At 62.1% G+C, this 14,925-nt stretch carries 11 protein-coding genes; 7 read left to right on the forward strand and 4 right to left on the reverse strand.

Annotated elements, in window-relative coordinates:
• Positions 1-5 precede the first annotated feature (5 nt).
• The 3 genes from F759_RS0110875 to F759_RS0110885 all read right to left on the reverse strand — a co-directional run bounded on the left by F759_RS0110875 (position 6) and on the right by F759_RS0110885 (position 3,797).
• The gene (locus tag F759_RS0110875; RefSeq protein WP_027799871.1) at positions 6-1,610 is read right to left on the reverse strand and encodes a benzoate-CoA ligase family protein; all 1,605 of its coding nucleotides are present in this window, start codon (positions 1,608-1,610) and stop codon (positions 6-8) included.
• A gap of 115 nt (positions 1,611-1,725) precedes the next feature.
• A complete protein-coding gene (locus tag F759_RS0110880; RefSeq protein ID WP_027799872.1) occupies positions 1,726-3,321 on the reverse strand; it encodes a 3,4-dehydroadipyl-CoA semialdehyde dehydrogenase in 1,596 nt (531 codons plus the stop codon).
• An 8-nt stretch (positions 3,322-3,329) separates the two neighbouring features.
• Complete coding sequence (locus F759_RS0110885; RefSeq protein WP_027799873.1) at positions 3,330-3,797, reverse strand: DUF4863 family protein; 468 nt, start codon at positions 3,795-3,797, stop codon at positions 3,330-3,332.
• Positions 3,798-4,009: 212 nt separating this feature from the next.
• Between F759_RS0110885 and F759_RS0110890 the strand changes: the two genes are divergently transcribed.
• From F759_RS0110890 to boxA, 4 genes are all read left to right on the forward strand, one after another.
• The gene (locus tag F759_RS0110890) at positions 4,010-4,990 is read left to right on the forward strand and encodes a helix-turn-helix transcriptional regulator (RefSeq protein WP_027799874.1); all 981 of its coding nucleotides are present in this window, start codon (positions 4,010-4,012) and stop codon (positions 4,988-4,990) included.
• A 114-nt stretch (positions 4,991-5,104) separates the two neighbouring features.
• A complete protein-coding gene (gene boxC / locus F759_RS0110895; RefSeq protein ID WP_027799875.1) occupies positions 5,105-6,775 on the forward strand; it encodes a 2,3-epoxybenzoyl-CoA dihydrolase in 1,671 nt (556 codons plus the stop codon).
• Positions 6,776-6,857: 82 nt separating this feature from the next.
• The gene (gene boxB, locus F759_RS0110900) at positions 6,858-8,285 is read left to right on the forward strand and encodes a benzoyl-CoA 2,3-epoxidase subunit BoxB (RefSeq protein WP_027799876.1); all 1,428 of its coding nucleotides are present in this window, start codon (positions 6,858-6,860) and stop codon (positions 8,283-8,285) included.
• Positions 8,286-8,368: 83 nt separating this feature from the next.
• Entirely contained in the window at positions 8,369-9,610 is a 1,242-nt protein-coding gene (gene boxA / locus F759_RS0110905) for a benzoyl-CoA 2,3-epoxidase subunit BoxA (RefSeq protein ID WP_027799877.1), read from the forward strand.
• 20 nt (positions 9,611-9,630) lie between these two features.
• On the opposite strand, the gene F759_RS0110910 is transcribed toward boxA, so the two are convergent.
• Positions 9,631-10,344, reverse strand: coding sequence for a TetR/AcrR family transcriptional regulator (locus tag F759_RS0110910; RefSeq protein WP_027799878.1), 714 nt, complete (start codon positions 10,342-10,344; stop codon positions 9,631-9,633).
• Positions 10,345-10,685: 341 nt separating this feature from the next.
• Between F759_RS0110910 and F759_RS0110915 the strand changes: the two genes are divergently transcribed.
• From F759_RS0110915 to preA, 3 genes are all read left to right on the forward strand, one after another.
• Entirely contained in the window at positions 10,686-11,966 is a 1,281-nt protein-coding gene (locus F759_RS0110915) for a Zn-dependent hydrolase (protein WP_027799879.1), read from the forward strand.
• A gap of 141 nt (positions 11,967-12,107) precedes the next feature.
• Complete coding sequence (locus F759_RS0110920) at positions 12,108-13,457, forward strand: NAD(P)-dependent oxidoreductase (RefSeq protein WP_027799880.1); 1,350 nt, start codon at positions 12,108-12,110, stop codon at positions 13,455-13,457.
• Between the two features lie 60 nt (positions 13,458-13,517).
• Positions 13,518-14,846 (forward strand): NAD-dependent dihydropyrimidine dehydrogenase subunit PreA, encoded by a 1,329-nt coding sequence (gene preA, locus F759_RS0110925; protein WP_027799881.1) that lies wholly within the window; start codon positions 13,518-13,520, stop codon positions 14,844-14,846.
• Positions 14,847-14,925: the final 79 nt, after the last annotated feature.

Here is a 14,925-nt window from a genome sequence, read left to right on the forward strand (position 1 = left end):
TCACCTTATGACTGTTCGCGCAGTTTGAAGCGTTGAATTTTTCCGGTGGCGGTTTTGGGCAAGTCGTCGACGAACACGATATCGCGCGGATATTTATGCGGCGCGAGCCGGTCTTTCACGAACGCCTTCAATTCGTTCACCAGTATCTCAGACGCTGCAAACTCGCGCTTCAATACGACGAACGCGCGCGTCTTCACAAGCCCGCCGTGATCGACGCCGACCACGGCCGCTTCAAGCACTGCGTCATGCTGCACGAGCACCATTTCCACTTCGACTGGCGATACATATTGACCACTGACTTTCAGCATGTCGTCGCTGCGGCCCGCATACACGTAGCAGCCGTTGGGCAGGCGGCAGTACTTGTCGCCGCTGCGAAGCCACTCGCCTAAAAAAGTGGCACGCGATTTTTCGCGGTTGCTCCAGTACATCAGCGCGGCACTCGGGCCTTTGATGTAGAGGTCGCCCACTTCGCCGTCGCCGACCGCGTGACCGCTGTCGTCGCGCAACTCCACTTCGTAACCGGGCACGGGGCGCCCGGTCGTACCATACTCGACCGCGCCCGCGCGATTGGACAGGAAGATATGCAGCATCTCCGTCGAGCCGATGCCGTCGAGAATTTCGCAGCCGAAGTGCCTCGTAAAGCGTTCGCCGATTTCGCGCGGCAATGCCTCGCCCGCCGACGTGCAAACGCGCATCGCGACATCGTCGCGCGCGGGCAAATTCGGCGACACGAGCATGCTTGCGTAAAGCGTTGGCACGCCGTAGAAAACGGTCGGACGATGGCGGGCGAGTCGGGCGAAAACGGCGTCGGCGGTGGGACGTTCCGCCATCAGCACAGCAGTGGCGCCAACCGAAAGCGGAAAGGTCAGTGCGTTGCCAAGTCCATATGCAAAGAAGAGTTTCGCCGCGGAAAACACCACATCGTTTTCGACAATGCCAAGCACGGGCTTCGCATACAACTCGGCAGTCCAGAAAAGATTGGCATGCGTATGCACCGTGCCTTTTGGTTTGCCGGTCGAGCCCGATGAATACAGCCAGAACGCGATGTCGTCGCAACCTGTTGCGCCGGGTTTCGACGCGGGCGTCGCGGCATTGATGAGGTCTTCCAGCACAGGCGCCGCAAGCGGCTCGCCTTCGAGCGCGGGCGACGCGCGGTTTGAAACGATGAGCTGGCAGCCGTCGTGCTCGGCCGTCTCCATCGCCTGCGTGACGTTTGCCGCCAGCGCGCTCGACGCAATCACCGCGCGCGCATGGCTATGCGTGAGCATGTACACGTAATCGGCGGACGTGAGCAGCGTGTTTGCAACCACCGGAACGACGCCCGCGTAAAGCGCGCCAAGAAATGCGACGGGCAATGAGACGGTGTCCAGCATCACGAGCAGCACGCGCTCTTCGGGATGGACGCCCAAAGTGCGTAACGCGCTCGCGAAACGCCGTGCGTGTTCTTCGAGTTCGCCGTAAGCCGTATGCCCGCTATCGTCGATATAGGCGGTTTTGGCGGCGCGTGGCGCGTTCAATGCAAACAGGTGCGCCGCGAAATTAAAACGCGCGGGCGGCGGTTCGACCGTCACGGCGGGCTGGCTTGCAGCCGGTTCGAACAGGGCTTCCATATGTCTCCTCCATCGAGTGGGGGCGGTCCGGCTGTTATGTGCTCATGATCCGCAGAATGCTTGCGTGCGCTACTGCGTTAGACGGTGCTCATCTCCGGCTGCATCGCTTATGTCGTCAGGCCGTGGGCAAGTGAGTGAGTTGTGTGACTGCGTCGATTGCCGTTGCCGACGCCTGAATCGCCGAACGCCGATGATAGAAACCGAGCGCGCGCAGACCGCCCAGTTCTTCGCCGCCGCCCGCGCGTCCAGGTCCGCCGTGTAGCGACATCGGCATGACATTGCCGTGGCCGGTCTGGCTCTGCTGGACGGAAGGCGAAACGGCATGCACGCGGCCGTGCGAATCGGCGAGTGCGAGCGCAAGCCTGCCGAGGTGCGCGTCGTCGTTTGAATAGATCGATGCGACGAGCGATCCCTGGCCGCGCCGCGCGAGCTCAACCGCGTGCGCTTCGTGCAATTCGCCNGCGCCGTTCGCGGCGCGATAGGGCGCCACGCTCGCCACGGGTCCGAAAACTTCGATGTCGTGCAGCAGCGTCGCGTTATCCGGATCGTTGACGACGAAGAGGTGCGGCGCGATGCAGGCGGCAACCGTTGCATCCGCATCGATAAGCGGCGTGGCCGAGCCGTCGTACGCGAGGACCGCTTCCTCACGCAGCGCGGCGATGCCCGCCAGCACGTTCTCGTATTGCGCACGGCTCACGAGCGAGCCCATGCGCACCGCGTCGTTGCGCGGGTTGCCAACGGTGATTTTCGCGAGCTTCGTTTTGAGCGCATCGACCACGGCAACGAGTGCCGTTTCAGGAACGAACGCGCGCCGTATCGCCGTGCATTTTTGCCCGGACTTCACGGTCATTTCGCGCACGACTTCGTTGATGAAAAGCTCGAATGCGGGCGTGCCGGGCGTGGCATCCGCACACAGAATGGCGCTGTTCAGGCTGTCCGCTTCGACGTTGAGCCGCGCGCCGCGTGCGACGAAAGCCGGATGCGCGCGCAGCGTTGCGGCTGTTTCGGCGGAGCCGGTGAACGACACGACATCGAATGCCTGAATCTGATCGAGCAGCCCCGCCGAGCTGCCGCAAATCACCGAAAGCGCGCCGTGCGGCAGGATGCCCGCTTCGACGATATCGGCGACCATGCGTTGCGTGAGCCACGCCGTCGCAGTCGCGGGCTTCACGATAACGGGTACGCCCGAAAGCAACGCGGGCGCCGCTTTTTCCCACAAGCCCCACGACGGGAAGTTGAATGCGTTGATAAAAACCGCGACGCCGCGCGTCGGCGTCAGCACATGCTGCGCGCTGAACGATTGATCCTTGCTCAATGCGCTCGCGTTGCCGTCGCGTAGTGCATGCACGTCGCCGAGCGATGCACCGAGCCTCGCGTAATACGACAGCGTGAAGATGCCGCCGTCGATATCGACCGCCGAATCGTTGCGCGTCGTGCCCGAGTTCGCGAGAGCGATCGCATAGTAGTCGTCGCGCTTTGCCTGAAGCACCTTGACGGCGTCGGCGAGGCGCGCGGCGCGCTCGGCATAGGTCAGCGCGCGCAGTGCCGCGCCGGCTTCATCGCGCGAAAAACGGAACGCGCGTGCGAGATCGAGCCCTTCGCTGGATACGCGCACGAGCGCTTCTCCTGTGACGGGATCGGTGAGCGTCTGGCCTTCTCCAGTCCCGGCGACCCATTCGCCCGCTACGTGGTTCTTCAATAGTTCGGTCATGGCGGCACTCACGAAGCGGTAAATTTGATTGCGCCTTGCGGCAGGAGATAGAGCACGAGGGCCTCGCCGTTCGCCACCGTCGGACGGTGCGCGGAGTTCGGCTCATAGACGCACCAGCCCGCGGGGTGGCCATCGAAAGTCGCGCCTTCGGTCAGCGGCATGATGAGATCGATCTCGCCATGTGGATGAACATGATGCGGCCCCGCAATGTTCTTCATGTGGACTACGTCGACGGAAAAGCCGTGGGTGTCGGGCAGTGCCTTGAAGATGCGGCCGTAGCGGATGCCGCCGCCTTCCCGGTTGCACAGCCAGCCTTCGGTGACTCCGGCGCGGCAGGCGGCGGCGAGATCGCGGAAGGTCTGGCTGTCCGCGGGATAGCTGCTGTTGAGCCAGACAGCGAGCTCGGCGTTCAGCGACCGGCCGGCGAGTTGAGCGGTGACGCCGGCTATCAGGCGCTGCAAGACGGATTCAGACATAGCCGATTGGGACATATCGGATGGGGACATGCGAGCCTCCGGACCTGTGCGCACGCACCTTAATGCATGTGACGCGCTGCGCGGTTTCCGTGATGCCGCCCGATAAACAGCGGCAGTCTTGGTATGTGGATCAATGTTCGGCGAAAATTAACCGTTCACGGGGTGTGTGTCAAGCACTATAGTACATGTATCGCTCGTTTTGAGGTAAAAACATGAACCGAAATTACATTGGATCGCCACCGGGCTCGTCGCCCGAAACCGTCGGCGACGACAGCGGGCGGGGCGAGCGCACCGGCGAGCGCGAAGAGCGCGATCCGTTTCTGACCGCAATGGGCGAGCGCGTGCGTCTGCTACGCGCGCGGCGCGGCATGACTCGCAAGACGCTGGCCGCTGAAACGGGCCTGTCGGAGCGGCATCTTGCAAATCTGGAGTCGGGCGTCGGCAACGCGTCGGTGCTGGTATTGCGGCAGATCGCGGCCACGTTGAATTGCCCGCTGGCCGAGGTGATCGGCGACGAAACCACCGCGTCGGCCGAATGGCTGCTGATTCGCGAACTGCTGCACGGACGCGATCAGGCCGCGTTGCAGCGCGCGCGCATCGCGCTCGCCGAGATGTTTGCGCAGGCGCCGCGCGACCCGCATCGCAAGGACCGGATCGCGCTAATCGGGCTGCGCGGCGCCGGCAAGTCGACGCTCGGCCGGATGCTCGCGCAGGAGCGCAAGGTGCCGTTTGTCGAGTTGACGCGGGTGATCGAGCAACTGGCGGGTTGCCCGCCCGCGGAAATTCATTCGCTCTATGGCGCGAGCGCTTACCGGCGATACGAACACCGTGCGCTCGAGGCGGTGATTGAGGAGCACGAACGCGCGGTAATTGCTTCTCCGGGCGGGCTGGTGTCGGAGTCCGGCACGTTCAACGCGCTGCTGTCGCATTGCTTCACGGTCTGGTTGCAGGCGGCGCCGGAAGAGCACATGCGCCGGGTGGTCGCGCAGGGCGATCTGCGGCCCATGTCCGGCAACAAGGAGGCGATGGACGACTTGAAGCGCATCCTTGCGGGCCGTAGCGAGTTGTATGGCCGCGCGGACATGACCTTCGATACGAGCGAGAAAACTTTGGCCGACGCCTATCTGCAACTGCGCGACCGCCTTGCCGCGAGGCTGGCGGCCGAATCGCCCGACGAGGCGCGGGCCAGCTGAGATGCACTGAGGCATCGGGGTTAACACGGTAACATGCATTAAAGTGCTTTACATGGGACAGACGATGCACTATTGTTCGGTCAACAACTTGCATCGTCCAGTCAGGAGACGCCCATGTCCACAGCAGAAACCGCCATCACGCCGGTCGACTACCGCACCGATCCCTCGCAGTACAAGCATTGGAAACTCAGTTTCAACGGCCCCGTGGCGACGCTCGGTATCGACATTGCGGAAGACGGCGGCATTCGCGACGGCTACAAGCTCAAACTGAATTCGTATGACCTCGGCGTCGATATCGAACTGCACGACGCCATTCAGCGGATACGTTTCGAACATCCCGAAGTCAGAACCGTCGTGTTGACGAGTGTGAAGGACCGCGTGTTCTGCTCGGGCGCCAACATCTTCATGCTGGGTCTTTCGTCGCATGCGTGGAAGGTCAACTTCTGCAAGTTCACGAACGAAACGCGCAATGGACTCGAAGACTCGTCGCGTCATTCGGGTCTTAAGTTTCTTGCCGCGGTGAATGGCGCGTGCGCGGGCGGCGGTTACGAACTCGCGCTTGCCTGCGACGAGATCTATCTCGTGGACGACCGCTCTTCGTCGGTGTCCCTGCCTGAAGTGCCGTTGCTCGGTGTACTGCCCGGCACCGGCGGACTCACGCGCGTCACGGATAAACGCAAGGTGCGCCACGATCGCGCCGACATCTTTTGCACGGTGGTCGAAGGCATTCGCGGCGAGCGGGCGAAAGCCTGGCGTCTCGTCGATGAAGTCGTGAAGCCGAATCAGTTCGACCAGGCCATTCAGGCTCGCGCGCTCGAGCTCGCCACACAAAGCGATCGCCCCTCTGATGCGCAAGGTGTGTTGCTCACGCGCATCGAGCGCACCGATCGCGAAGACGGCCTTACCTATAAAACGCTCGATGTCACGATCGATCGCGCTAAACGCATCGCAACATTCACGGCAAAAGCGCCGCAAACGGAACAGCCCACGAACATCGACGCGATCGTCGCGGCGGGCGCGAACTGGTGGCCGCTGCAATTCGCTCGCGAACTCGACGACGCCATTCTGTCGATGCGCACCAACGAACTCGAAATCGGCACCTGGGTATTCCGAACCGAAGGCGACGCGCGCAACGTACTGGCCGCCGACGCCGTGCTGATGCAGCACAGCGACCACTGGTTCGTGCGCGAAACGATTGGCTTGCTGCGCCGCACGCTCGCGCGCATCGACGTGTCGTCGCGTTCGTTGTTCGCGTTGATCGAACCAGGCTCGTGCTTCGCCGGGACGTTCGCCGAGCTCGCATTTGCGGCGGATCGCGCCTACATGGCCGCATCGCCAGGCAATGAGGAAGAGGAGCCGGCCATCACGCTGTCGGAAGTCAACTTCGGTCTCTATCCGATGGTCACGCATCAGTCCCGGCTTGCGCGCCGTTTCTATGAAGAAACGGAACCGCTCGATGCCTTCCGTTCGCTGATCGGCCAGCCGGTCAAACCGGTCGAAGCGGAGCGTCTGGGTCTTGTCACCGCAGCGCCGGATGACATTGACTGGGCGGACGAAATTCGGATCGCACTCGAAGAACGCGCGGCCATGTCGCCGGATGCGCTGACCGGACTCGAAGCGAATCTGCGCTTCAACGGGCCCGAGACGATGGAGACGCGCATCTTCGGTCGTCTCACAGCGTGGCAGAACTGGATCTTCAACCGGCCGAACGCAGTGGGCGAGAAGGGCGCGCTCAAGGTGTACGGCAAGGGCAGCAAGGCGCAATTCGACGTCTCGCGTGTTTGACGCGCGCACTCGACGCGCGAGTTCGACGCGACCCCTGCTTCCCGATACGTGCCTCTCACCTTCCGCATTGCAAGGAACCACCATGTCAACGATCAACTACAGCGAAAAGATTCCGAACAACGTCAACCTCGCCGACGACCGCGCGCTCCAACGCGCACTCGAACAGTGGCAGCCGAACTTCCTGTCGTGGTGGGGCGATATGGGCCCGGAAGGCTCGCATGGCTACGACGTCTATCTGCGCACGGCGGTAAGTGTGGATGCGGGCGGCTGGGCGCACTTCGATCATGTGAAGATGCCTGACTATCGCTGGGGCATCTTCCTGACACCGGGTGATCAGGACCGCAAGATTCACTTCGGCGAGCATAAGGGCGAAGCCGCATGGCAGGACGTGCCCGGCGAGCATCGCGCGAATCTGCGCCGCATCATCGTGACGCAAGGCGATACGGAGCCGGCTTCCGTCGAGCAGCAACGGCATCTGGGCTTGACCGCGCCTTCCATGTACGACTTGCGTAACCTGTTTCAGGTCAACGTGGAAGAAGGCCGTCACCTGTGGGCGATGGTGTATCTGTTGCATCGTTACTTTGGCCGCGATGGTCGTGAGGAAGCCGAAGCATTGCTCGGGCGCCGCTCGGGCGACGACGACAATCCTCGCATTCTCGGCGCGTTCAACGAAAAAACGCCGGACTGGCTCGCGTTTTACATGTTCACGTACTTCACCGACCGCGACGGCAAGTTCCAGTTGTCGGCTCTCGCGGAATCGGGCTTCGACCCGCTCGCGCGCACTACGAAGTTCATGTTGACGGAAGAAGCGCACCATATGTTCGTCGGCGAATCGGGGGTTTCCCGCGTGATTCAGCGCACCGCGCAGGTGATGAACGAGCTCGGCACCGACGACGTCGCGAAGATCCGCGCTGCCGGTGTGATCGACCTGCCGACCATCCAGCGCTATCTGAACTTCCATTACTCGGTGACGATCGACCTGTTCGGCGCGGACCATTCGTCGAATGCGGCCACGTTTTATAGCTCGGGGCTGAAGGGCCGTTATGAAGAGAGCAAGCGCGACGACGATCATCAATTAAACGGGCAGAGCTACAAGCTGCTCGACGTGCAGGACGGCAAGCTCGTGGAGCGCGAAGTGCCGATGCTCAACGCCATGAACGAAGTGCTGCGCGACGACTACATCAAGGACTCCGTGGCGGGCGTGGGGCGCTGGAACAAGGTGCTCGAAAAGGCCGGCATCGATTTCCGCATGACCGTGCCGCATAAGGCGTTCAACCGGCAGATCGGCACCTTTGCGGGCACACGCGTTTCGCCCGACGGCCGCGTGATTGGCGAAGCCGAGTGGGCGGCCAACGAAGCGAAGTGGCTCGCCACGCCGGAAGATCGCGCGTTCGTTGCATCGTTGATGGGCTGCGTCACGGAACCCGGCAAGTTCGCGAACTGGATCGCGCCGCCCGCGATGGGCGTGAATCGCCAGCCGGTCGATTTCGAATACGTGCGCTTTAACTGAACGCGCGTCTCGCGCGATGTGCGAGTTGCAGAACTTGTTGAAGTTGCAGAAGTTGCGCGCAGCACTACACGGTGGAGGAAGTCATGAACGGCCCAGTGTCGATCGAGGTTCTCAGGCAGCATCTGATCGATCCGGAAATCTGCATTCGCTGCAATACGTGCGAAGAGACTTGTCCGATCGACGCGATCACTCACGACGAAAACAATTACGTCGTGAAGGCTGACGTCTGCAACGGCTGCATGGCGTGCGTGCCGCCGTGTCCGACGGGTGCGATCGACAACTGGCGTACCGTGTTGAAGGCCGACGCGTATCCGGTGGAAGAGCAATTCACGTGGGACGTCTTGCCGGAGCAGAACACGATGGCCGTGCCCGCCGCCCACGAGTCGCCCGCTTCAGACCCGACCGGCGACGCAGCGGCGGACGCGAGTGGCATTGAAGTGGACACCGTGCGCGGCTCAGTCGTGCCGCCGTGGTCCGCTGCGAAGCCGTACGTTAATCTCTATACGCACAAGACGCCGACTACGGCAACCGTGGTAGGCAACTACCGGCTCACCGACGCCTCGACGGAAAGCGACATACATCACATCGTGCTGGATTTCGGATCGATGCCGTTCCCGGTGCTGGAGGGCCAGTCGATCGGCGTTCTACCGCCCGGTGCCACCGCCGATGGCCGCACGCATCACGCGCGCCAATATTCGATCGCGAGTCCACGCGACGGCGAGCGCCCCGGTTACAACAACGTATCGCTGACGGTAAAGCGGGTCGCGCAACGGCATGGTGATTCCATCGACGGAGTCTGCTCGAACTATCTGTGCGATCTGAAAAAGGGCGACGTGGTTACGGTGATCGGCCCATTCGGCGGCACCTTTCTGATGCCGAACCATCCGAATTCGCATCTGCTCATGATCTGCACGGGCACGGGCTCAGCGCCAATGCGCGCAATGACCGAATATCGCCGGCGCCGCCGCCTGAAGGGCGCAACCGGCAAGCTGATGCTGTTCTTCGGCGCGCGGACCAAGGAGGAATTGCCTTATTTCGGGCCGCTAACGAATCTGCCGAAAGACTTCATCGATACCAATCTCGCATTTTCGCGCACGCCAGGGCAACCCAAACGGTACGTGCAGGACGCGATGCGCGAACGTGCGGTCGATGTCGCGCAGATGCTCAGGGACGACAACACGCATATCTACGTATGCGGCCTGAAGGGTATGGAAGACGGCGTGCTGCAAGCGCTAAAAGAGATCGGCGAACAGCATCGGATCGATTGGGAAGCGCTGTGGGCGAAGTTGAAGAAGGAAGGGCGGCTGCATCTGGAAACGTATTGATTCTGTCTTGCGAAAAAAACTTATCGCGAACAGTCGGCCCCTTCCTCGCGTTGTGCCGGCGAGACCGCTCCGCACGCGCGAATCACCAATTGCACGACCTCTTCGGTCGTCGCGTCGAATGACTTCTGCGTCAACGCGCGCTTACCTTTGAGCGCGCGGATCTGTGCGTCGAAGTCGGCGTAGTGCTGGGTCGTTGCCCAGATCATATACATCAGCGTTCGTGCATTGACGGGCGCGAGCAGGCCGCGCGCGATCCAGTCGTCGATTACCTTTACGCGGCTATCCAGCCACGGCTTGACGCGCTGCGTGAGAATGTCTTCCATATGCTCGGCGCCGTGAATGATTTCGCTCGCCCACACTTTCGAGCCTAGCGGGCGGCGCCGCGATAGTTCCATTTTTGCGCGCACATATCCGCCGATTGCTTCGACTGGATTGTCGCTGCATTCGAATGTATCGGCCGCGCGATACCAGTCTTCGAACAGGTCTTCGAGCACGCGCCGATAGAGCGCGAGTTTGGTCGGGAAGTAGTAATGCACGTTGGCTTTCGGTAAGCCTGCGCGTTCGGCGATCATCGCGGTGCTCGCGCCGTCGAGTCCGCGCTCCGCGAATACTGCTTCCGCGCACGCCAGAAGATGCGCTTCATTCGACTCGCGAATGTGCGCCTTGCGGCGCCGCATAGGCGCGCGCTTCTCGTCGTTTTCCGTCATGCCTGCAGCCACGTCGTCGTCTCTCATGTTCGCCTTCGGCGGCATCGGTGCCGCGTCGCGCTTCATTCTAGTCGCTCGGCGTCTCGCCCACCTACGTATTTTCTGCCGCTAAAGCGCGTCGTGTTGCAATGCAATGGCACGCTTCTCGCTCTGATGGTGGATGCGCGAAAGGCATTGATTTCACGGTGTCAATCGTCTACAACCTGTCCAACTGGACAGGATTGAGAGAGCGGAGATGCACCAGGGTTCGCCCTCGCCGGCGCAACTGACCAGGTGTGTCATGCCTGCACCTTCGCCGTGCGGACATGCCCCAAAGGCCGCCGCCGATGCACCAGTTTCATGTCGGTTCACCGAAAGGAGCGAGACGAATGAACGCGGTATCCGAAGCGCTGAAGCAGGCAGAACCTGCTGCGTCGATCAGGGTCGACGGCAAGCGGTTGTGGGACAGCCTGATGACGATGGCGAAGATCGGCGCAACGCCCAAAGGCGGCGTGTGCCGCCTCGCGTTGACCGACCTCGATAAGCAGGGACGCGATCTGATAATTAGCTGGGCGAAAGAAGCAGGCTGCACGGTCGCTGTGGATCAGATGGGCAACGTCTTCATGCGCCGCGCCGGACGAAACCCCGACGCGTTGCCGGTCATGACCGGTTCGCATGCGGACTCGCAGCCGACGGGCGGCCGTTTCGACGGCATCTACGGGGTGCTCGGCGGTCTGGAAGTGATCCGCAGTTTGAACGACCACGGTATCGAAACCGAACATCCGGTTGAAGTCGTGATCTGGACCAACGAGGAAGGCTCGCGTTTCGCGCCGGCTATGGTCGCCTCGGGCGTGTTTGCGGGCGTGTTCCCGCTCGAATATGGTCTGTCTCGCAAGGACGTAGACGGCAAGACGATCGGCGAGGAGCTGGAGCGCATTGGCTATGCGGGCGACGTGCCGTGCGGTGGCCGCCAATTGCATGCGGCGTTCGAACTGCATATCGAACAAGGGCCGATTCTCGAAGCCGAGCAGAAAACCATTGGCGTCGTGACCGATGCGCAGGGTCAGCGGTGGTACGAAATCACGCTGACAGGACAGGAGGCGCACGCAGGTCCGACACCGATGCCGCGCCGGCGCGATGCACTGCTGGGGGCCGCGCGCGTGGTCGATTTAGTCAATCGCATCGGGCTTGATAACGCGCCGCTCGCGTGCGCAACGGTCGGAATGATGCAGGTCTATCCGAACTCACGCAACGTGATTCCAGGGCGCGTGTTCTTTACCGTCGACTTCCGTCATCCGGACGATGCGGTACTGGCGAAGATGGATGCCGCATTGCGCGAGGGCGTGGCGCAGATCGCGAACGGCATCGGCCTCGAAACAGAGCTTGAACAGATCTTCTACTACGAGCCCGTTGCGTTCGATGAAGCGTGCGTGAAGTCAGTGCGTGCGGCAGCAGAGCGCTTTGGTTATTCGCATCGGAACATGGTGTCGGGTGCGGGGCACGACGCGTGTTATCTCGCGCAGGTCGCGCCGACGTCGATGGTGTTCGTGCCGTGCGTCGACGGCATCAGTCACAACGAGATCGAGGACGCGACCTTCGAATGGATCGAAGCGGGCGCGAACGTGTTGCTGCACGCGATGCTCGAGCGTGCATGCGAGCCGGTTTCATGACGTTTGCGAGCGCTCTCCCGGTTTCTGATTACAAGCTTTAGCCGCTTCACCGCAGTGTCAGAAAAAACATGCCGTCCTGGCTTCGCTCACGCGAGAGCCGGCAGTTGCGGCTGCGTCCTCACATCGATACAAGGAACGTGTATGGCCATCAAGCCAACCGGCGACATCGCCGCGCAGCGCCTGTCGCCCGAACAGCTTTCCTGCGAGTTCGCCGACATTGCACCTTTACTCGACGCGAGCGCGGCCGCCGCGGCGGCGAGCCGCTGCCACTACTGTTACGACGCGCCGTGCGTCAACGCTTGTCCGACGCAGATCGACATACCCAGTTTCATTCGCAAGATCGGCAACGGCAATCTGAAGGGCGCGGCCGTGGATATTCTGTCGGCCAATCCGCTCGGCGGCATGTGCGCGCGCGTGTGCCCGACCGAAATTCTCTGCGAGGGCGCTTGCGTGCGCAATCATCAGGACGCGAAGCCGGTGGCGATTGGCGCGCTGCAACGTCATGCAACCGATTGGGCGATGGCTCGCGGCGAAGCGCTGTTCAAGCGAGCGCCCCAAACCGGCCGACATGTCGCAGTGATAGGTGCGGGACCGGCGGGGCTCGCGTGCGCGCATCGTCTTGCACTCGCGGGCCACGACGTGACGATCTACTACGCGCGTGAAAAAGCCGGTGGTCTGAACGAATACGGCATTGCCGCCTATAAAACAGTCGACGATTTCGCGCAACGTGAAGTCGAATGGCTGTGCTCCGTGGGCGGCATCGAGATAAAAAGCGGTGTTGCGCTAGGGCGCGACATCGACCTCGATACGTTGCGCAAGCAACACGATGCTGTGTTTCTCGCGATTGGCCTCACGGGCGTGCGTGCACTCGCAATGGCAGGCGAGGAACTGAGCGGCGTGATGAACGCAGTGGACTTCATCGAACAGATTCGCAGTGCGCGCGATTTGGGCACGGTGCCTGTCGGCCGCCGCGTGGTCGTGATCGGCGGCGGCAATACCGCAGTGGATGCCGCGGTGCAAAGCCGCAAGCTCGGTGCGAACTCGGTGACGATGGCGTATCGGCGCGGCGTCGAGTCGATGAGCGCGACGTGGGCCGAACGCGACTTCGCGCAGACGAGCGGCGTCACGCTTGTCACGCACTCAACGCCGGTGCGTTTGACCGGCGAGGGCGGCGTGGTGAAGGGTGTCGAGTTCGAACGCACCTTGCGCTCGGGCGATCACGAGCGCTTCGTGATCGAAGCGGACATGGTGCTCAAGGCGATCGGCCAGACGCTCGTGGCGGTAGGCATCGAACGCGAATTGCTGACGCTCGACGGCAGCCGCATCGCTGTGGATGCAAGCGGGCAGACGTCGCTCGCCGGCGTGTGGGCCGGTGGCGATTGCGCGGCCACGGGCGGCATCGACCTGACCGTGCAAGCGGTGCAGGACGGCAAGCTCGCGGCTGCCGCTATCGATGCGCAGTTCGCTCGCACCGCTGTGAAAGCCGCGTAGCGTTAACCACTCCACAGCACTCAAAGACACAAGAAAACAGCCGTCCCCAAGGAGCCGAACATGGCCGATCTGCGCTGTACGATTGCCGGCATCACGTCGCCGAATCCCTTCTGGCTCGCGTCCGCACCGCCCACCGACAAAGCCTATAACGTGAACCGCGCGTTCGAAGCGGGCTGGGGCGGCGCGGTGTGGAAGACGCTCGGCCTCGACCCGCACGTGGTCAACGTGAGTTCGCGCTACGGCGCGGTGCAATGGAACGGTCAACGCATGGCGGGGCTGAACAACATTGAATTGATTACCGACCGTCCGCTCGACGTCAATCTGCGCGAGATCGCGCAAGTGAAGCGCGACTGGCCCGAACGCGCGATGATCGTCTCGCTGATGGTGCCGTGCAATGAGCGAGACTGGAAGTGGATTCTGCCGCTGGTGGAAGACACTGGCGCGGACGCAGTCGAACTGAACTTCGGCTGTCCGCACGGCATGAGCGAACGAGGGATGGGCGCGGCGGTCGGCCAGGTGCCCGAATACATCGAGATGGTTACGCGCTGGGTGAAGGAGGGCACCAGGCTGCCGTGCCTCGTCAAGCTGACGCCGAACATCACCGACATTCGCCTCGGGTCGCGTGCGGCATATAAGGGCGGCGCGGATGGCGTGTCGTTGATCAACACGATCAACTCGATCGTGGCCGTCGATCTCGACGCCATGTCGCCGCTGCCGATGGTGGACGGCAAGGGCACGCACGGCGGCTATTGCGGCCCGGCGGTGAAGCCGATTGCACTGAACATGGTCGCCGAAATCGCACGCGACGTGGAGACACCGAACCTGCCGATCTCGGGTATCGGCGGCATTTCGACGTGGCGCGATGCGGCCGAGTTCATCGTGCTGGGCGCCGGCAGCGTGCAGGTTTGCACGGCTGCCATGCACTACGGTTTTCGCATCGTCACGGACCTCGCCGACGGCCTTTCTAACTGGATGGACGAAAAAGGCTACGCGACGCTCGATGAGATTCGCGGTCGCGCTGTACCTAACGTCACCGACTGGAAGTACCTGAACCTCAAGTACGACATCAAGGCGCGCATCGACCAGGACAAGTGCATCCAGTGCGGCTTGTGCCATATCGCATGCGAGGACACTGCGCATCAGGCCATCATGAAAGAAAAAGATGGCGTCCGGCATTTTGAAGTGATGGACTCCGAATGTGTGGGCTGCAATCTATGCATGCATGTGTGTCCCGTCGAGCAATGCATCACGATGGAGCGTGTGGACAACGGCGAGTATGCAAACTGGACCACGCATCCGAACAATCCGGCGCGCGTAAATGCTCCCGCTAGCGATGTCGATGGAGAATCAGCGCTCGTCGAGCCGGCCCACGCAGCAAAAGCAGCGTGAAATAAGGGCTAATCGTCGTAGGCGCAGCGCTTGTACGGAACCGGTGCTTTCTTCCGGTGTTTGCATTTTTTTAACGCCC

The sequence above is a fragment of the Paraburkholderia dilworthii genome, assembly GCF_000472525.1.
GTDB classification, from domain to species: Bacteria; Pseudomonadota; Gammaproteobacteria; order Burkholderiales; family Burkholderiaceae; genus Paraburkholderia; species Paraburkholderia dilworthii.

Excerpts from the sequence above, each read along its gene's own strand:
- F759_RS0110875 (WP_027799871.1), bottom strand. The coding sequence starts at position 1,610 with ATGGAAGCCCTGTTCGAACCGGCTGCAAGCCAGCCCGCCGTGACGGTC.
- F759_RS0110885 (WP_027799873.1), bottom strand. The coding sequence starts at position 3,797 with ATGTCTGAATCCGTCTTGCAGCGCCTGATAGCCGGCGTCACCGCTCAA.
- F759_RS0110890 (WP_027799874.1), top strand. The coding sequence starts at position 4,010 with ATGAACCGAAATTACATTGGATCGCCACCGGGCTCGTCGCCCGAAACC.
- boxC (WP_027799875.1), top strand. The coding sequence starts at position 5,105 with ATGTCCACAGCAGAAACCGCCATCACGCCGGTCGACTACCGCACCGAT.
- boxB (WP_027799876.1), top strand. The coding sequence starts at position 6,858 with ATGTCAACGATCAACTACAGCGAAAAGATTCCGAACAACGTCAACCTC.
- boxA (WP_027799877.1), top strand. The coding sequence starts at position 8,369 with ATGAACGGCCCAGTGTCGATCGAGGTTCTCAGGCAGCATCTGATCGAT.
- F759_RS0110910 (WP_027799878.1), bottom strand. The coding sequence starts at position 10,344 with ATGAGAGACGACGACGTGGCTGCAGGCATGACGGAAAACGACGAGAAG.
- F759_RS0110915 (WP_027799879.1), top strand. The coding sequence starts at position 10,686 with ATGAACGCGGTATCCGAAGCGCTGAAGCAGGCAGAACCTGCTGCGTCG.
- F759_RS0110920 (WP_027799880.1), top strand. The coding sequence starts at position 12,108 with ATGGCCATCAAGCCAACCGGCGACATCGCCGCGCAGCGCCTGTCGCCC.
- preA (WP_027799881.1), top strand. The coding sequence starts at position 13,518 with ATGGCCGATCTGCGCTGTACGATTGCCGGCATCACGTCGCCGAATCCC.